The 15,784-nt window shown below is 44.8% G+C and carries 26 protein-coding genes; 2 read left to right on the top strand and 24 right to left on the bottom strand.

The features are described 5' to 3' along the window. Positions 1-170: 170 nt before the first annotated feature. From rpsK to rplC, 24 genes are all read right to left on the bottom strand, one after another. Positions 171-566 (bottom strand): 30S ribosomal protein S11, encoded by a 396-nt coding sequence (gene rpsK, locus V7K73_RS24500; protein WP_069070761.1) that lies wholly within the window; start codon positions 564-566, stop codon positions 171-173. A gap of 54 nt (positions 567-620) precedes the next feature. Continuing rightward, complete coding sequence (gene rpsM / locus V7K73_RS24505) at positions 621-1,001, bottom strand: 30S ribosomal protein S13 (RefSeq protein ID WP_069070762.1); 381 nt, start codon at positions 999-1,001, stop codon at positions 621-623. A 115-nt stretch (positions 1,002-1,116) separates the two neighbouring features. Continuing rightward, positions 1,117-1,230, bottom strand: a complete 114-nt coding sequence (gene rpmJ, locus V7K73_RS24510; protein ID WP_015129703.1) for a 50S ribosomal protein L36 — start codon at positions 1,228-1,230, stop codon at positions 1,117-1,119. Positions 1,231-1,347: 117 nt separating this feature from the next. Next, on the bottom strand, positions 1,348-1,572 hold the full coding sequence (gene infA / locus V7K73_RS24515) for a translation initiation factor IF-1 (protein WP_006276978.1): 225 nt from the start codon (positions 1,570-1,572) through the stop codon (positions 1,348-1,350). A gap of 185 nt (positions 1,573-1,757) precedes the next feature. Further along, positions 1,758-2,312 (bottom strand): adenylate kinase, encoded by a 555-nt coding sequence (locus V7K73_RS24520; protein ID WP_334883874.1) that lies wholly within the window; start codon positions 2,310-2,312, stop codon positions 1,758-1,760. Between the two features lie 2 nt (positions 2,313-2,314). After that, positions 2,315-3,625, bottom strand: a complete 1,311-nt coding sequence (gene secY, locus V7K73_RS24525) for a preprotein translocase subunit SecY (RefSeq protein WP_334883876.1) — start codon at positions 3,623-3,625, stop codon at positions 2,315-2,317. A 74-nt stretch (positions 3,626-3,699) separates the two neighbouring features. Continuing rightward, positions 3,700-4,143, bottom strand: coding sequence for a 50S ribosomal protein L15 (rplO, locus tag V7K73_RS24530; protein WP_104906408.1), 444 nt, complete (start codon positions 4,141-4,143; stop codon positions 3,700-3,702). A 191-nt stretch (positions 4,144-4,334) separates the two neighbouring features. Then, positions 4,335-4,862 carry a 30S ribosomal protein S5 gene (gene rpsE / locus V7K73_RS24535; protein WP_334883878.1) on the bottom strand — a complete coding sequence of 176 codons (528 nt, stop codon included), beginning with the start codon at positions 4,860-4,862 and terminating at the stop codon, positions 4,335-4,337. Between the two features lie 95 nt (positions 4,863-4,957). Further along, complete coding sequence (gene rplR, locus V7K73_RS24540; protein WP_099101131.1) at positions 4,958-5,320, bottom strand: 50S ribosomal protein L18; 363 nt, start codon at positions 5,318-5,320, stop codon at positions 4,958-4,960. 2 nt (positions 5,321-5,322) lie between these two features. Beyond that, positions 5,323-5,871 carry a 50S ribosomal protein L6 gene (gene rplF / locus V7K73_RS24545; protein WP_334883880.1) on the bottom strand — a complete coding sequence of 183 codons (549 nt, stop codon included), beginning with the start codon at positions 5,869-5,871 and terminating at the stop codon, positions 5,323-5,325. Positions 5,872-5,950: 79 nt separating this feature from the next. Next, complete coding sequence (rpsH, locus tag V7K73_RS24550) at positions 5,951-6,352, bottom strand: 30S ribosomal protein S8 (RefSeq protein WP_012410712.1); 402 nt, start codon at positions 6,350-6,352, stop codon at positions 5,951-5,953. Positions 6,353-6,360: 8 nt separating this feature from the next. Next, complete coding sequence (rplE, locus tag V7K73_RS24555) at positions 6,361-6,921, bottom strand: 50S ribosomal protein L5 (RefSeq protein WP_334883883.1); 561 nt, start codon at positions 6,919-6,921, stop codon at positions 6,361-6,363. Between the two features lie 116 nt (positions 6,922-7,037). Then, positions 7,038-7,391 (bottom strand): 50S ribosomal protein L24, encoded by a 354-nt coding sequence (gene rplX / locus V7K73_RS24560; protein WP_334883885.1) that lies wholly within the window; start codon positions 7,389-7,391, stop codon positions 7,038-7,040. After that, positions 7,391-7,759, bottom strand: a complete 369-nt coding sequence (gene rplN, locus V7K73_RS24565; RefSeq protein WP_229547629.1) for a 50S ribosomal protein L14 — start codon at positions 7,757-7,759, stop codon at positions 7,391-7,393. The genes rplX and rplN overlap by 1 nt, the downstream gene beginning before the upstream one ends. Before the next feature lie 46 nt (positions 7,760-7,805). Next, positions 7,806-8,054, bottom strand: a complete 249-nt coding sequence (gene rpsQ / locus V7K73_RS24570; protein WP_334883887.1) for a 30S ribosomal protein S17 — start codon at positions 8,052-8,054, stop codon at positions 7,806-7,808. 6 nt (positions 8,055-8,060) lie between these two features. Beyond that, positions 8,061-8,288 carry a 50S ribosomal protein L29 gene (gene rpmC / locus V7K73_RS24575; protein WP_334883888.1) on the bottom strand — a complete coding sequence of 76 codons (228 nt, stop codon included), beginning with the start codon at positions 8,286-8,288 and terminating at the stop codon, positions 8,061-8,063. Between the two features lie 3 nt (positions 8,289-8,291). Continuing rightward, complete coding sequence (gene rplP / locus V7K73_RS24580) at positions 8,292-8,717, bottom strand: 50S ribosomal protein L16 (RefSeq protein ID WP_334883890.1); 426 nt, start codon at positions 8,715-8,717, stop codon at positions 8,292-8,294. Between the two features lie 135 nt (positions 8,718-8,852). Further along, on the bottom strand, positions 8,853-9,638 hold the full coding sequence (rpsC, locus tag V7K73_RS24585) for a 30S ribosomal protein S3 (RefSeq protein ID WP_334883892.1): 786 nt from the start codon (positions 9,636-9,638) through the stop codon (positions 8,853-8,855). A gap of 54 nt (positions 9,639-9,692) precedes the next feature. Beyond that, a complete protein-coding gene (gene rplV / locus V7K73_RS24590) occupies positions 9,693-10,049 on the bottom strand; it encodes a 50S ribosomal protein L22 (protein ID WP_069070777.1) in 357 nt (118 codons plus the stop codon). A gap of 81 nt (positions 10,050-10,130) precedes the next feature. Then, positions 10,131-10,409: a 30S ribosomal protein S19 gene (gene rpsS / locus V7K73_RS24595; protein ID WP_012410721.1), complete on the bottom strand. Its 279-nt coding sequence runs from the start codon at positions 10,407-10,409 to the stop codon at positions 10,131-10,133. A gap of 99 nt (positions 10,410-10,508) precedes the next feature. Then, positions 10,509-11,372 carry a 50S ribosomal protein L2 gene (gene rplB, locus V7K73_RS24600; RefSeq protein ID WP_334883894.1) on the bottom strand — a complete coding sequence of 288 codons (864 nt, stop codon included), beginning with the start codon at positions 11,370-11,372 and terminating at the stop codon, positions 10,509-10,511. 147 nt (positions 11,373-11,519) lie between these two features. Next, complete coding sequence (locus V7K73_RS24605) at positions 11,520-11,834, bottom strand: 50S ribosomal protein L23 (protein ID WP_334883895.1); 315 nt, start codon at positions 11,832-11,834, stop codon at positions 11,520-11,522. Then, complete coding sequence (gene rplD / locus V7K73_RS24610) at positions 11,827-12,465, bottom strand: 50S ribosomal protein L4 (protein ID WP_334883907.1); 639 nt, start codon at positions 12,463-12,465, stop codon at positions 11,827-11,829. Before rplD ends, V7K73_RS24605 begins: the two co-directional genes overlap by 8 nt. Before the next feature lie 103 nt (positions 12,466-12,568). After that, positions 12,569-13,201 (bottom strand): 50S ribosomal protein L3, encoded by a 633-nt coding sequence (gene rplC / locus V7K73_RS24615; protein WP_334883897.1) that lies wholly within the window; start codon positions 13,199-13,201, stop codon positions 12,569-12,571. Between the two features lie 933 nt (positions 13,202-14,134). On the opposite strand from rplC, the gene V7K73_RS24620 reads away from it, so the two are divergent. Further along, positions 14,135-14,611 carry an NAD(P)H-quinone oxidoreductase subunit N gene (locus tag V7K73_RS24620; RefSeq protein ID WP_196510707.1) on the top strand — a complete coding sequence of 159 codons (477 nt, stop codon included), beginning with the start codon at positions 14,135-14,137 and terminating at the stop codon, positions 14,609-14,611. Between the two features lie 422 nt (positions 14,612-15,033). After that, positions 15,034-15,573, top strand: coding sequence for a DUF3172 domain-containing protein (locus V7K73_RS24625; RefSeq protein WP_334865894.1), 540 nt, complete (start codon positions 15,034-15,036; stop codon positions 15,571-15,573). The last annotated feature ends 211 nt before the right edge of the window (positions 15,574-15,784 follow it).

Below are 15,784 nucleotides of genomic sequence, written 5' to 3' on the forward strand. Positions count from 1 at the left end.
TTTGGGTTCCCGAAGTTTAACACCTTTCCCGCAGGGAAAATCTGACGCACTTTTGGTCGCCCAAGCTTTTACCCAATGACAATTTGCAGGTTATACGCCCAAGCAGTTATTGTAAGTAAAATAACTTACTTTTTTGTAATTTTTCTTACTCAATACCTAAGTCTTGGTGTTTAAACTCGACGGCGCTTGGGTGGACGGCAACCATTGTGAGGAATGGGGGTAATATCCCGAATGAGTGTAATTTCCAGTCCTGCTCCTTGAAGTGCCCGGATAGCGGTTTCTCTACCTGCTCCTGGACCACTGACCATTACCTCAATTTGGCGCATTCCTTGATCAATGGCTCTACGGGCTGCACTTTCAGCAGCAGTTTGCGCTGCAAAGGGAGTTCCCTTTTTTGCTCCCTTAAAACCGCTAGAACCAGCACTAGCCCAGGAGATGACATCTCCATTTTGATCGGTAATGGTGACAATGCTATTGTTGAAAGTAGACTGGATGTAGGCCATTCCACTGGGTACATTCCGTTTCTGCTTCTTGCTCCCGGTTTTTTTAGTTGGTTGTCTCGCCATACTTGTTTAGTTGATTTAAGGTAAAACTTGCTCGAATTAGCAAGCGTTGCAAAATTATTTCCCTGGAGCCTTCTTCTTCCCAGCCACTGTCTGCCTTCTGCCTCGACGGGTTCTGGCATTGGTGCGAGTTCTTTGTCCTCTGACTGGTAAGCCCATGCGATGACGACGGCCTCTGTAGGTACCAATGTCAACTAAGCGCTTGATGTTCAAAGACTCCAAGCGCCGCAAGTCGCCTTCAACTTGATAGTTGCTTTCTATTTCCCCTCGTAGGGCTGTCACATCGGCATCACTTAAGTCCTTAACGCGGGTGTCTGGGTTCACACCAGTAGCCGCTATAATTTCTTGAGAACGTGATAAACCAATTCCATAAATGTAAGTCAGACCGATCTCGACGCGCTTATCGCGTGGAAGGTCTACTCCGGCAATACGTGCCACAATGAACTCTCCCTATTGTTCTCGCAATTACTGTTGGTTGGAAAAACGTGATTAATCGCGTCTTTTCGTTTTAATGATGATATGCGTCTTACAACTCACTCTGTTTGTAAGAGTGTTATCCTTGACGTTGCTTGTGCTTGGGGTTGACGCAGATCACCATAACGCGACCACGACGTTTGATCACGTTACACTTCTCACAAATTTTCTTGACTGAGGCTCTAACTTTCATGCCTTTTATTTTTTGACTCCAAATATAAAATTATAGCATTCCTAGGGAAATTAATCCACTTCAATGACTAGCAAACAGCCAAAAAAATGGTTTTATGGTAAAATTCTCTACATATACTTACTTCTTTCGTAGTCGATAGGTAATTCTGCCTTTGGTCAAGTCGTAAGGAGTTAACTCTACCTTGACGCGATCGCCGGGCAAAATCTTGATATAATTTCGGCGAATTTTGCCGGAAATGTGAGCTAGCACGTTAAAGCCATTGTCCAAGTCAACGCGAAACATTGCATTGGGCAGGGACTCTGTAACCGTGCCTTCCATTTCAATCAAATCTTGCTTAGACAATTTGTTTTTTCCTCAACTCAACAATTTCGTGTTCAGTTGCAGCACTTTATCTGCAAGAGAACACACTTTAAGAAATATATCAACAGTTTATTAATATATCTTAGCTAAAATTGATCTTTTTCTTGGTATAGGGAGTGGGGAGTGGGAAATAGTGAGTGATAAGTGGTGAATTCCCTACTCCCCTTTCAGGAAGCAATTACTTTTTGTAGTTCACCAGTGACATCTTCTTGGGACTGATTGCCATTGACTGTTAGGAGTTTTTTGCGATCGCCGTAATAATCAATTAAAGGTGCAGTTTCAGCGCGGTACACTTCTAAACGACGACGAATCACCTCTTCGGTATCATCTTTTCGTCCTCTAGCAAGCAAACGTGCGATCACAACTTCATCTGGTGCATCTAGATTGACTACCCTTTCGCCACTCTGATGTATTTCTTGGAGTAACTTCTCCAGAAAACCTGCTTGGGTCACTTTGCGGGGAAAACCATCAAGAATCCAACCATTTTTGGCATCTGTTTGACTGAGGCGCTCCTGTACCAAGTCCTGCACTAGCTGATCGGGTACTAACTCGCCGCTATCAACATAACTTTGAGCCTTGATTCCCAAATGAGTTTGCTCTTTCATGGCTTGTCTTAATATTTCCCCAGTAGAAATATGGGGAATATTCAAGTGTTCAGCCAAAGTTTGAGCTTGTGTTCCTTTACCCGCTCCAGGTGGCCCCAAGAAGATTAATCGCGTCACTATTATTTCACCATTCCTTCATAGCGCTGAGAGATGACATAAGTTTGGACTTGTTTGGCTGTCTCAATTGCCACACCAACTAAAATTAACAAAGAGGTAGCACCTATTCCCCGGAAAGTTTTCACATTCAAAGCGCTTTCCACGGCGGTGGGGATAATAGCAACCAAGCCCAAAAAGATTGCACCCAAAAAAGTTAGTCGGTTGGACACGCGTTCGATATACTCGCTAGTTGCCTTACCGGGACGAATTCCAGGAATACTAGAACCCATTTTCTTCAAGTTTTGCGCCACATCTACTGGGTTGAGAATCAACGAAGAATAGAAGTAACTGAAGAAAACAATGGAAATCATGTATACCAAGGCATAGACCCAGGAGCTAGAACCGCTTGGACTCAAATAAGTGTTAACTATATTCGCCAAATCGGCATTTTTACTAAAATTGGCGATCAGCAGTGGCAAACTGAGGATGGCAGTAGCAAAAATAATTGGCATGACGCCGCCTTGATTCAGCCGCAGGGGCAGATAGCTACGTTGCTCTGCCAAAACTCGCCTACCTACTTGGCGACGAGCCGAAATAATTGGGATGCGGCGCATTCCTTCCTGCACAATCACAATACCAACAATTGTTGCTAGAAAAACTAACAGCAGCACGATCACACGACCTACTGCTTCCCGACCCCCGACTTGCACCAAGTCTATGGTATCACCCAAAGCTTTTGGTAATGACGCGACAATGTTGACAAAAATCAACAATGATGCACCGTTCCCAATACCACGTTCTGTAATCAGTTCTGATGCCCACATGACGAACATCGAACCAGCAGTCAGAGCGATCGCAGTTTCAGCTACAAAGATTAGCCCTGGGTGTAAGGCGAATTGCTGGAGGAATAATGCCGAAAAAGCTGTACTTTGTAGAATTGCCCAAACTACAGTTACATAGCGGGTAATTTGCGATATTTTTCGCCGACCGGCTTCGCCTTCATTTTTCTGTAAATTTTCTAAAGATGGAATTGCTGCGGTGAGCAATTGGATGATAATAGAGGCATTAATGAAGGGCAAAATCCCTAAAGCAAAGACTCCCAAAGTCGAAAGTCCTCGCCCGGAAAATATATCCAATAAGCCAAATATGGAATTACTGCCAGATATGGCTTCGGCAAATCTCGGTCTATCAATCCCTGGTACGGGCAAGAAGATACCCAGGCGAACCAAAATTAAAATACCGACAGTCACAAGCAGCCTACCTCTGAGGCCCGCTGCTTGTGCCATCTGCATAAAAGTTTCTTGAGCCGTAGGGGCTTTATCTCGACTGATCATAGAGTGCTACCTTTATAGTGAACCAGGCGCTGACAGCGAGTTGGCTTCCATTTAAGTGCGCTGTTCCGGCTCACTCATAAGACTTCACAACTCCCTCCAGCTGCCTCAATTTTGCTACGAGCTGAACCTGTGAAAGCTGCCGCTTGTACCTTGAGCGGAATACTCAATTCCCCGTTACCTAAAATTTTCAATGGCCCTTTGACAGCAGTTAGGATACCTGCTGCCTTCAATGAGGTCAAAGTTACTTCCGTATTAGCGGGAAGAGAGGCTAGCTTCTCTACATTAATCGTAGTGTAAATCTTCTGATTAACAATCGGAAAGCCCTTCAGCTTAGGTAAGCGGCGGTACAATGGCTGTTGACCACCTTCAAAACCGGGTCGAGTACCGCTACCGGAGCGAGATTTTTGACCCCGCATACCTAGACCAGCGCTGGCACCTTGACCGGCAGAAATACCTCTAGCTACACGCTTCTTGCGTTTCTTTGAGCCTTTTTGCGGCTTAACATCATGGAGTCTCATAAGTTATCAAGTTCTCATTTGTCGTTTGTCATTTGTGAGCCAGTGCGGTCTTAGGGGTCTCCCCGATGAGTAACTGGCGTTAGCGCAGCACTAGCGAGGCACGAGCGTTACCCGGAGGGGCGTTTGTGTGTCATTTGTCCTTTGTTATTAACTAATGACTAATGACCAATAACCAATAACTAATGACTAAATTAGATGTAGAGACTTTCAATAGGAATACCGCGATCTTCCGCGACTTCAGCAAGAGTCCGCAGTGTAGATAAGGCATTGACTGCTGCTCTAGCATTATTGAGCGGATTGTTAGAGCCAAGTTGCTTGGCTAAGACATTACGAACTCCTGCCAATTCCAGCACAGTCCGCACAGCACCTCCAGCAATTACCCCAGTACCAGGTGAGGCTGGGCGCATCATTACCTTCGCACCGCCACCGACACCATCAATGGGATGGGGGATGGAGTTGGATTTAGTGATGGGGATATCAATGAGGTGTTTTTTGCCGTCGGCTACGCCTTTTTTGACGGCGCCAATTACATCTGAGGCTTTGCCTACTCCGACACCAACTTGACCGCGTTCGTTACCGACAACAACGATCGCTCTGAAGCTGAGTTTTTTACCACCTTTGACCACTTTACTTACGCGTCGGATTTGGATAACCCGTTCTTGCCAAGTGGTTTCTTCTTTTTTGGCACGCTTTGTTCTACTTTTACGCTCTGTTGCCATAATTTAGTGCTCTGGTGAACGTCATTTGTCTTTTGTCATTTGTCTTTTGTCATTCTGTCTTTTGTCATTTGTCCAATGACTAATGACCAATGACTTTAGAAATCTAAACCAGCTTCGCGTGCTGCATCAGCTAATGCTTTGACACGACCATGATATAAGTTACCACCGCGATCAAAGACTACTTTGGTGATGCCTTTTTCTAGCGATCGCACTGCGATCAACTTACCAACTTGCACCGATGCGTCGCGGTTTGCACATGACGCTAAACTAGATTTCAGTTCTGGTTCTACAGTCGATGCTGCCACTATGGTTTGATGCTGAGTATCATCAATTATTTGGGCATAGATATGCTCATTAGAACGAAATACCGCTAAACGCGGACGTTCCGGGGAGCCAATAACTTTACCACGAACGCGTCGATGACGACGATTTTTTGATTCTCTACGAGTAAGTTTCATTTCTACTTCTTACCACCCTTACCAGTCTTACCAGCTTTCCGTCTGACCACTTCACCGGCATAACGAATGCCTTTACCTTTGTAAGGTTCTGGTGGACGAACGGCACGAATTTTGGCGGCTGTGTTGCCTACGATTTCTTTGTCATACCCACTGACAATGACGTTAGTGGTACCTTCTACAGCAAACTGAATTCCTTCTGGTGGTTCAATTTGCACCTGATGGCTATAACCCATATTTAAAACTAGGTTACGCCCCTGAACTTGTGCGCGGTAACCAACACCTTGAATTTCCAAACGGCGCTGAAAACCTTGGGAAACTCCCTCGACCATGTTGGCAACTAAAGTGCGGCTCAAGCCGTGCAGTTGCTTTGAAGTACGAGTTTCATCCCGACGATTTACCTGTAATATGTCTCCCTCTTGAGAGAGTGAGACATTAGATGTGAGAGTGCGAGAAAGTTCTCCCTTCGGGCCTTTCACCACAATTTTCGTACCATCGATCGCCACTTGAACTTTGGCGGGAATAGTAATTGGACGTTTACCAATACGAGACATGACTTTTTGTCCTTTGTTATTTGTCCTTTGTCCTTTGTCCTTTGTCCTTCACTAATGACAAATGACTAATGACCAATGACTACCAAACGTAACAAAGCACTTCGCCACCCAAGTTCTGACGCCGCGCTTCGCGGTCAGTCATAATCCCACTGGATGTAGAAATAATGGCAATGCCAATGCCGCCTAGTACCCTTGGTAATTCTTTTCGATTCGAGTAAACACGTAAGCCAGGCTTACTCACTCGCTTTAAGGCGGTGATTAGTGGCTGACGGTTTTTACCCTTGTATTTCAGGGAAATCACCAGATTGTGTTTTACCCCTTCTTCTGCTTCTTCAATTTCAGCAATAAAGCCTTCCTCCCGTAGTACTTTGGCAATACTCCGGGTCATTTTTGTAGCTGGCACTTGTGTAGTTTGATGCCGCGCCAGGTTGGCATTGCGGATGCGCGTCAGCATATCTGCAATTGTGTCGTTAGCCGCCATCGTTCCCTCTATTGATGAACTTCTTGATCGCGAAAGGGCATTCCTAATTCTTTAAGTAAGGCGCGACCCTCTTCGTCGTTTTTTGCTGTGGTAATGATGGAAATATCCATCCCACGGACTTGATCGATGCTGTCGTATTCGACTTCTGGAAAAATTAGCTGTTCTCTCACACCCAGAGTGTAGTTACCGCGTCCGTCAAAGCTTTTAGTGCTAACGCCGCGAAAATCTCGAATTCTGGGTAATGACAGGCTAACTAGTCGGTCAAAAAAGGCATACATCCGTTCGGCTCTCAGAGTAACCATGATCCCCACAGGCATCCCTTGACGAATCTTAAAGCCAGCGATCGCCTTTTTCGCCCGTGTCACCACTGGTTTTTGACCTGTTACCAGGGCAATTTCGTTAATCGATGCCTCTAGTGACTTCGCATTTTGAGCCGCTTCACCCAAACCTCGGTTAATAGTAACCTTTACCAACTTCGGTACTTGATGAACATTGGTATATTGAAACTGAGTGATCAGTTTGGGGACGATTGTCTCTTGATATAAGGTTTTGAGTCTTGTTGTCGGCATAGTTTTTTGTCCTGATATCCCTGGGCTTGGTCAGGGAACAAAGTTATGAGTTATGAGTTATGAGTTATGAGTTATGAGTTAAATTTAATTCCTAACTCTTAATTCCTAACTTCTAACTATTTATCCAGAATCTCGCCAGTTTTTTTAAGTTTCCTGACTTTTTTGCCTTCTGAGGTAAAGGTATAACTAACACGACTGGCAACGTTTTGCTTAGTGGAATAAAGCATCACGTTGGAGCTATGAATCGGGAATTCTTGGGTAATAATCCGCCCTGATTCCCCTTCTTGCTGGGGTTTAACGTGCTTAGTTTTAATATTGACACCTTTGACAATAACTTTACTCAGTTGGGGAAGTGCCTGGATAATTTCACCAACTTTTCCCTTGTCTTTGCCAGCAATCACTTGTACAGTGTCGCCAGTTTTGACGTGCATTTTGTGGAATACTTTGGGCGTATCCTTTTTGGTTGCCATTAAAGCACCTCCGGAGCCAGAGAAACAATTTTGGTAAAGTTTTTATCGCGCAGTTCCCGGGCAACTGGGCCAAAAACCCGTGTACCTCTGGGATTACCGTCTTTGTTGATGATTACAGCCGCGTTATCATCAAAGCGAATACTCATGCCGCTGTCACGAGACATAGCTTTCCGAGTTCGGACAATTACTGCTTCCACAACATCAGACTTTTTTACAGCCATGTTGGGTGTAGCATCTTTGACAACGGCGATAATTTTATCACCGATAAAACCATAACGACGGTTGCCTCCGCCTAAGATGCGGATGCACATTAGTTTGCGGGCACCGCTATTATCTGCGACATTCAGGTAAGTCTGGGGTTGAATCACAATTATTCTCCCTTGTAATGTTGTTAGTTTCTAACAACGATGAGGTTTAAGTAGGCTTGACGTTCAGAATTTCTGTGATTTTCCAGCGCTTGCTTTTGCTCAGGGGTCTAGTTTCCTGAATGCGAACGCGATCGCCTACTTTACACTTATTTTCTTCGTCGTGAACTTTATATCGTTGGGTGTTAACCACAATCTTGCCGTACTTGGGGTGAGGAGCGCGGTTTTCTATGGCTACTACCACAGTTTTTTGCATTTTATCGCTCACTACCAAGCCAACTCGTTCTTTAACTGCCATAATCTCCTACTTTTCTTCTTTAGTCGATTGACTTGCTGCCCGTTTGCGCTCTGTTTCTAACGTCAGCAATTGGGCTAGGCGGTGCCGCATTTGTCGGAACTGGTGAGGCTTTTCTAGTTGTCTTGTGGCTTTTTGCAAGCGCAACTGAAATAGTTGTCTTTTGATCGCGACAATTTCTTCAGAAAGTTTCTCGTCACTTAATTCTCTTGCTTCTGAAATCTTGGGAAGAGGCATTAGCTATTCCTGCTCCTGTGGTTGAGGGCGCACAATAAACTTAGTTTTTATGGGCAGTTTAAATGAAGCCAAGCGCATAGCTTCACGGGCGATTTCTTCCGAAACCCCACCTATTTCAAACAAAATACGTCCTGGCTTGACTACAGCTACCCAAAACTCTGGATTACCTTTACCGGAACCCATCCGGGTTTCAGCAGCACGCATGGTTACAGGTTTATCAGGGAAAATCCGAATCCAGATTTGTCCACCCCGACGAATATAACGAGTCATTGCCCGACGGGAAGCCTCGATTTGCCGGGAGGTAATCCAAGCAGGTTCTTGCGCTTGGAGTGCAAAATCACCGAAGTTAAGGGTGCTACCACGGCTGGCTAGTCCCTCCATCCGTCCGCGCTGTTGTTTGCGGAATTTAGTTCTTCTAGGGCTTAACATGATTTGTTACTTGTCATTTGTCATTTGTCCCCTCTTACAAAGTTCTGATCGCCGGTTTCCGGCGCTCAGACTTTGCGCTTTGTCATTTGTCATCTGCCATTTACTAATGACTAATGACTAATGACTAATGACGATTTATCCTTCATTTGATCGGTCTTCAAACTGCTGACGACGACGTTGTTGTTGACGGCGACGGGGTTCACGATCGCGATCGCCACGATCGCGGGGATCGCGTTCGCGGCTTGCAGGTGGTGGCGGAGTTTCTTCCTGTCCAGGAATAATTTCTCCCTTAAACACCCATACTTTGATGCCCAGAATGCCGTAAACAGTTTTTGCCGTGCAATAAGAGTAGTCAATGTCAGCCCGTAAGGTATGTAAAGGTACTCTACCTTCACGAGTCCACTCTGTCCGGGCAATTTCTGCACCGTTGAGCCGACCGCTGACTTGGATTTTAATCCCTTGGACACCAGCCCTTTGGGCCCGCTGAATCGATTGCCGCACTACCCGCCGAAAGGAAACCCGGCGTTCTAATTGTTGAGCAATGTATTCGGCAATTAAGTAGGCATCAGCATCAACTCGTTGGACTTCAACTACGTTAATGCGAATTTGGCGATTACTACCCAACAACCCTTGGAGTCCGGTACGCAAGGATTCAATCCCTTGACCACCACGACCTACTACTACACCTGGTCTAGCTGTGCGTACTTCTAAGTCAATTTGGTCGGCTTTGCGCTCAATCCGTACCTCGGAAATTCCGGCGTTGTTTTGAGCCTGTCTACCTAGCTTTTGATCTATGTATTGCCGGAGTTTGTAGTCTTCTTGGAGAAGTTCTGGATAGCGATCAGGAACAGCAAACCAACGGGATTGATGCTCATGTGTAATACCCAGGCGAAAACCAACTGGATGAATCTTCTGTCCCACGAATGCTTCCTCTAAAATTTCTTACTTTACGCAATTTATTCGTGTAAAAAAAGCTTATTTTTCTGGGGCGGCTGCAACGGCCACAGTAATATGACACGTCGGCTTGCGAATTTGGTAAGCTCGACCTTGCGCTCTTGGTTGGAACCGCTTCAACGGCGGTCCTTGATCGGCATAAGCCTGAGTAATCACTAGTTGAGTCCGATCTAACCCAGCGTTGTGTTCGGCATTAGCAGCAGCGCTTCTGAGAACCTTCAATATGGGTTCAGTGGCGCGATAAGGCATGAATTCTAGGATGATTAACGCTTCTCGGTACGATCGCCCCCGGATTTGATCGAGTACCCGACGCACTTTGTAGGCTGAGATGCGGATAAAACGAGCGATCGCTTTTACTTCAGTAGTATTAGTAGCCATAATTTTCTCCATTTTTGTCATTTGTCGTTTGTCATGAAGTCATTTGTCTTTAGCTAATGACTAATGAATAATGACTAATGACTACCTACCTGCTTTTTTGTCGCTTTTTCCATGACCCCTGTAGGTGCGTGTTGGGGCAAATTCACCCAATTTGTGTCCTACCATTTGTTCATTTACAAAAACTGGAACGTGTTGGCGTCCGTTATGAACAGCTATGGTATGACCTACCATTAGAGGCAAAATTGTCGAAGCTCTTGACCAAGTTTTAATAACTTCTTTTCTGTTGTTGTCGTTGAGCTTTTCAATTTTCTTTAGGAGATGATCCGCAACGAAAGGACCTTTTTTTAGAGAACGACCCATAGTTCAATTTTGGATTTAGGATTTAGAAATTAGGAGTAAGGAGTGAGGAATTAGGAGTTAGATTTTACTCTCAACTCATAACTCATAACTCCTAACTCTTTAAGATTCACGACCACCGCGACCGCGTTTAGAAGACTTCCGACGACGACGCACAATCAATTTGCTGCTAAGTTTCTTACGATTGCGTGTCTTAGCGCCCAATGTGGGTTTACCCCAAGGTGTAACAGGCCCCGATCTACCGATAGGTGCTCTACCCTCACCACCACCATGTGGGTGATCCACTGGGTTCATGACGCTACCTCTAACCTTAGGACGGCGACCTTTCCAGCGATTTCGCCCTGCTTTACCTGCACTCAGGTTTCTAGCATCGGTGTTGCCTACTTGCCCAATGGTGGCGTAGCACTCGCGCCGAATTAAGCGGACTTCTCCTGAAGGTAACTTGAGAGTTACATAATCACCTTCTTTTGCGACAACTTGAGCGCTAGCACCAGCAGCACGCACGATTTGACCACCTTTGCCAGGAGTCATTTCTACATTGTGAACACCAGTACCCAAGGGAATCTTCGAGAGAGGTAAAGCATTACCATCTTCAAAGGGAGCTTCAGGTCCAGAAATAATTATTGTTCCAACTTTCAACCCGTTGGGATGCAGGATATACCGTTTTTCGCCATCTTGGTAATACAAAAGGGCAATTCGGGCATTGCGGTTAGGATCGTATTCAATTGCTGCGACTTTGGCAGGAATATTATGTTTATCCCTTTTAAAATCGACGATCCGGTAAAGTTGTTTGTGTCCGCCACCCCGGCGACGACTGGTAATCCGCCCTGTATTATTCCGACCTTTGGCGCGATGCTTCGAGGTAGTTAGGGATTTTTCTGGCTCAGTTTTTGTGATCTCCGCAAAGTCAGAAACTGTAACTTGGCGAGTGCTGGGGGTATAAGGGCGATAAGAACGAGTACCCATAATCTATTTTGGATTTTGGATTTTGGATTTACTTAATTTTGGATTTTGAATTTTAGATTTTGGATTTAATGAGTGTTTAACTAATTGCGACCATCTTGGGGACTTATTGAGTAAACTCCTCAATCTCAAATCTCAATTCTCAAATTCCTAGACTTCTGGGAATAGAACTTGTCTAATCTTGTCTTCATCCCCAGCTGCGACGGTAACAATGGCTCGTTTATATTGGGGCTTATAACCAATAAATTTACCAACGCGCCGCTTTTTACGCGGTGGTAGGGTGGTGTTGACTTTTACAACCTTCACCTGAAACAAGTCTTCGATCGCAGCCTTGATTTCTGGCTTAGATGCCTTTGGAATTACTTCAAAGGTGTACTTATTCTGTTCCATTAAGATGGTCGCTTTCTCGGTGACAATTGGGCGACGCACTAAGTCGGCAAGGTCGCGGGGGTCAAAGTTAGGCACTGTAGACCTCCTGAATTTTTTCTAGGGCTGATGCCGTAATTACAATCTTGTCAGCGTGCAGTAAATCAAAAACATTTAGCTGGTCAGCTGCAATTAGTTTTAAATTTTCAATGTTGCGGGCTGACAAATAAACGTTATCTGTATCCGCAATTTCAGACAAAATTAACAGTGACTTGGTTTCTGGCGCTACTCCCCAACGGGCAAGCGCTGCCACTAATTCTTTAGTTTTTGGGCGAGATAGCTCGGTGCTAAATTCTTCTACTACGATTAAGTCCTCAATGCGGCTGACAAATACTGTCCGCAGTGCTAAACGTCGCTCTTTGCGGTTCAACTTGAGGTCGAAGTCTCTGGGCTTTGGCCCAAAGATTACACCACCACCACGCCACAGTGGTGAACGAATAGACCCTGCACGAGCGCGACCAGTACCTTTTTGTCGCCAAGGCTTACGACCACCGCCTCTGACTTCTGAACGTGTTTTTGTACTGGCATTTCCTTGACGAGCATTAGTCAATTGCCGTACCAAGGCGCGGTGTACAATATGAGAGGCTGTTTCTTGCTTGGCAACGCGCAACTCGAAGGTCGTCTCGCCGACCTGTTCTCCTTGCCAATTTTTAACTACGCTTTCAACCATCTTTGTTATTTGTCCTTTGTCATTGGTCATTGGTCATTTGTCTTTTGCCATTTGTCCTTAGCCAATGACTAATGACTAATGACGTTTGACTAATGACTTTTGACTATCCCACTATTTTTGCAGGCAAAATACTTACTAGAGCGCCCGGCTTACCAGGAATTGCTCCCTTAATAAGCAATAAGTTGCGTTCTGCATCAACTCGCACTATGGTCAGTTTACGGATTGTGATCCGTTTGCCACCTAAACGCCCTGCCATCCGCTTACCTGGATAGACACGACCTGGTGTTGTACCAGCACCAATAGAACCCGGCGCTCTGTGGTTTTTGGAACCGTGGGACATCGGACCACGACCAAAGTTGTTGCGCTTCTGGTTACCCGCGAAGCCGCGACCGATGCTTGTGCCGACTACATCGACAATTTGACCTGCACTAAAAATATCTGCTTTAATCTGTTGACCTAAAGCGTAATCACCAGAACTATCGGTGTGATATTCATTTAAGTGACGCAATGCTGGGGCAGATGATTTTGCTAAATGACCCAGTAGTGGTCTGTTCAGTGCCTTTGGTTTTACTTCGCCATAACCAACTTGAATGGCAAAGTAACCGTCGGTTTGTTTCGTTTTAACTTGTGTAACGGTGCATGGCCCTGCTTGAATGACAGTTACAGGAATAGCTACTCCTGCTTCGTCAAATATTTGGGTCATGCCCAGCTTGGTGCCGAGAATACCTACAGACACAGTAACTGGTTCTCCTTTCTACTTGCTTACCTTGGAATTGGACTCTAGAGGACACGCTTTGTACGCATCAGTTTAGGCTGGGTTAGCCTGCGAAATTTGGAATGGTTTAAATCAACCGCTCCAAATGCTTTCGGACACAACAAACCGTGTCCGTACTGCTTGGTGAATCTGTTTAGGTTCACTCACTAGATCACCAGAACAGCCACAAGTCCCTTCCCATTGGGAAGGAGTAACTTCTGGAATCAATGCAAGGCGCTACAGCTTTAAGCTGTGTGCAGCAATGCTTTCGTCCAAGCAATTGCTCTGGCACTTTCTGGAGGCAGCGCTGTCGGCGGGGTTTTCCGATTTTTAGACGTCCATAAGACGGCTTCCCGGAGGTTGGCTACTGCCGTGTTGCAGTTGGACTTAGGAGGTTTTTACCACCCAGTATCCCTTAACTGAGACTGACGTAATGCCATGAAACCAACATTGCTGCTCAGTTTTTACTTCCTTAGACAGCTTAAACTATTGTTTAAGATTTTGCCTGCTTTTTGGGAGGCACAGGAGTAAATGGACTCTGGAGCTTTGGATTGGCTTTGGTTCTTCGTCCATAAGCTCCAATGTTGACCTGAAAGCTTTCTTAGTTTACCAGTCTAGGATCAATTTAAGTTAGATTATCCAAATCTGGATTGAGTCATCAGCTTTTGATGCTAACACTATCTCAAAATTACACCAAGAAGGGAGTCTAATTGCGTCTTTGGTCACAATCTAATAATATAAATTATTTATTTATGTTTGTCTAGTAATTTATAGAGTTATTTTTGGGGAGTGGGGGGAGCAGGGGGAGAAGAGTTAATAACCAATGCGTAATGCCCAATGCCCAAAGAAAATGCTTTTAATCTATCGGTTCAGGGTAAATAATAGAGATATCTAAGTGGGATAAGACGAAAATCTATGGCACTAATTACCACTGGCAACGGTTTAATCCGCGATCTGGAAAAATTTGGCGCTCTTGGTGTGTATGTACCTCTGGAAGGGGGTTATGAAGGTCGATATCAGCGCCGACTACGCGCAGCTGGGTATACTACCCTCCACATTACGGCCAGGGGACTGGGCGACGTAGCTGCATATCTCACAAGAATTCATGGAGTTAGACCTCCTCATCTTGGGAAAAAAAGTACTGGTAGCGGTGCGGCAGTAGGTCATGTGTACTATTTGCCACCAATTCTCAATTCTCATCTAGAACAGCTACCGCCAAAGTCAAAGGGGCTGGTTTTGTGGATTATTGAAGGGCATATTCTTTCCAATGAGGAACTTGAGTATTTAACGAATTTGCCTCAGCTTGAACCACGAGTAAGAGTAGTCATTGAGAGGGGTGGCGATCGCGCCTTCCGTTGGACTTCTCTAGAAAAAACTCTGTTAGCTAGTTAGTCCTTTGTCATTAGTCATTAGTCATCAGCAAATGACTAATGACTCAATTCAATCAGCATTTCAAGAATACTGAGTTGAAAACTACAAGATGCAAATAACCGTCGAGAAGCCTATAATTGGTTAATAATATATAGAAGTTAAAGATAGTTAGTCTGTGATTTGCATGTAAAGCAGCACAAAGGTAATAACAATTCCTTAACCGACAAATAAATAAAAATACTCACTAATTATTTAAGATGGAAAGAAGAACCGAGTAGGTTTAAATTCTGTCTATATATCTAGATAAGTTCCTATTTTTATCATTTAAGAAGAATGCTGCCCAAAAAGTCGCAGACAATTACAGTTAAGAATAGGCATACTGAAAGAGGGAGAAAACTTTAGGCGACTCCCTTCCAAATCGGCGTGAAGGTGATTAAGCAACAATGAGACGTAAACCCACTGGTAAATCGGCTACTACTTCTAAACCCTCTATTTTCCAATCCCCAATGTTTAACCTCTTCACTATCGCAATTATGGGAGGGGTGTTGATTTTGGGAATTGGGATTGGCATTGCTTTTAGTTCTACAACGACGTTGGCCCCGTCAAATGTGGCTTCTCGTGAATTCATTGACACCAAAGCACCAAACCCTGAAATTTGTGTGCAGTACGGAGCTAGCGCGATGGTGATGGATGCTAGACTGTTCGTCACTCTCAACCCGTTCAATGTCTATGTTGCCCAGCCGAGTATGCGTCCTGGATGCGTAATCCGACAAAATAATTGGGCGCTTTTAGAGCAACGTAAGCTGGTGACATCTGATCAGGTAAATGAGTGCAAAAATCGTCTGAACACCTTTGGCTTTACAGGTAATTTAGACAGCGACAAACCTGATATTAGGTGTATATATCAGAATGAAGCTGCTCAAAACTTCTTTACGGCTCAACCAGGAGCAGTTGGAACACCTCAGGAAACTGACAGATTTTAGATTTGGTAATTGGGAATGGGGCAAAACAGTACTGAGTTAGGAGTTAGGAGTTAGGAGTTTGGAGTTTGGAGTTTGGAGTTTGGAGTTTGGAGTTTGGAGTTAGGAGTTTGGAGTTTGGAGTTTGGAGTTAGGAGTTTGGAGTTTGGAGTTTGGAGTTTGGAGTTTGGAGTTTGGAGTTTGGAGTTTGGAGTTTGGAGTTTGGAGTTTGGAG

The organism is Nostoc sp. (assembly GCF_036916975.1).
Lineage (GTDB): Bacteria > Cyanobacteriota > Cyanobacteriia > Cyanobacteriales > Nostocaceae > Nostoc.

Bases quoted from the DNA above. Each gene is read 5' to 3' on its own strand.
- rplD (WP_334883907.1), bottom strand. From the start codon at position 12,465: ATGGTTGAAAGCGTAGTTAAAAATTGGCAAGGAGAACAGGTCGGCGAG.
- rplF (WP_334883880.1), bottom strand. From the start codon at position 5,871: ATGTCTCGTATTGGTAAACGTCCAATTACTATTCCCGCCAAAGTTCAA.
- rplO (WP_104906408.1), bottom strand. From the start codon at position 4,143: ATGAGACTCCATGATGTTAAGCCGCAAAAAGGCTCAAAGAAACGCAAG.
- V7K73_RS24620 (WP_196510707.1), top strand. From the start codon at position 14,135: ATGGCACTAATTACCACTGGCAACGGTTTAATCCGCGATCTGGAAAAA.
- rpsS (WP_012410721.1), bottom strand. From the start codon at position 10,409: ATGGGTCGTTCTCTAAAAAAAGGTCCTTTCGTTGCGGATCATCTCCTA.
- secY (WP_334883876.1), bottom strand. From the start codon at position 3,625: ATGATCAGTCGAGATAAAGCCCCTACGGCTCAAGAAACTTTTATGCAG.
- rplV (WP_069070777.1), bottom strand. From the start codon at position 10,049: ATGGCTACTAATACTACTGAAGTAAAAGCGATCGCTCGTTTTATCCGC.
- rplX (WP_334883885.1), bottom strand. From the start codon at position 7,391: ATGGCAACCAAAAAGGATACGCCCAAAGTATTCCACAAAATGCACGTC.
- rpsQ (WP_334883887.1), bottom strand. From the start codon at position 8,054: ATGGCAGTTAAAGAACGAGTTGGCTTGGTAGTGAGCGATAAAATGCAA.
- rplR (WP_099101131.1), bottom strand. From the start codon at position 5,320: ATGAAACTTACTCGTAGAGAATCAAAAAATCGTCGTCATCGACGCGTT.
- rplP (WP_334883890.1), bottom strand. From the start codon at position 8,717: ATGTTAAGCCCTAGAAGAACTAAATTCCGCAAACAACAGCGCGGACGG.
- rpsE (WP_334883878.1), bottom strand. From the start codon at position 4,862: ATGGCAACAGAGCGTAAAAGTAGAACAAAGCGTGCCAAAAAAGAAGAA.
- rpsK (WP_069070761.1), bottom strand. From the start codon at position 566: ATGGCGAGACAACCAACTAAAAAAACCGGGAGCAAGAAGCAGAAACGG.
- rpmC (WP_334883888.1), bottom strand. From the start codon at position 8,288: ATGCCTCTTCCCAAGATTTCAGAAGCAAGAGAATTAAGTGACGAGAAA.
- rpmJ (WP_015129703.1), bottom strand. From the start codon at position 1,230: ATGAAAGTTAGAGCCTCAGTCAAGAAAATTTGTGAGAAGTGTAACGTG.
- rpsH (WP_012410712.1), bottom strand. From the start codon at position 6,352: ATGGCGGCTAACGACACAATTGCAGATATGCTGACGCGCATCCGCAAT.
- rplB (WP_334883894.1), bottom strand. From the start codon at position 11,372: ATGGGTACTCGTTCTTATCGCCCTTATACCCCCAGCACTCGCCAAGTT.
- rplE (WP_334883883.1), bottom strand. From the start codon at position 6,921: ATGCCGACAACAAGACTCAAAACCTTATATCAAGAGACAATCGTCCCC.
- V7K73_RS24625 (WP_334865894.1), top strand. From the start codon at position 15,034: ATGAGACGTAAACCCACTGGTAAATCGGCTACTACTTCTAAACCCTCT.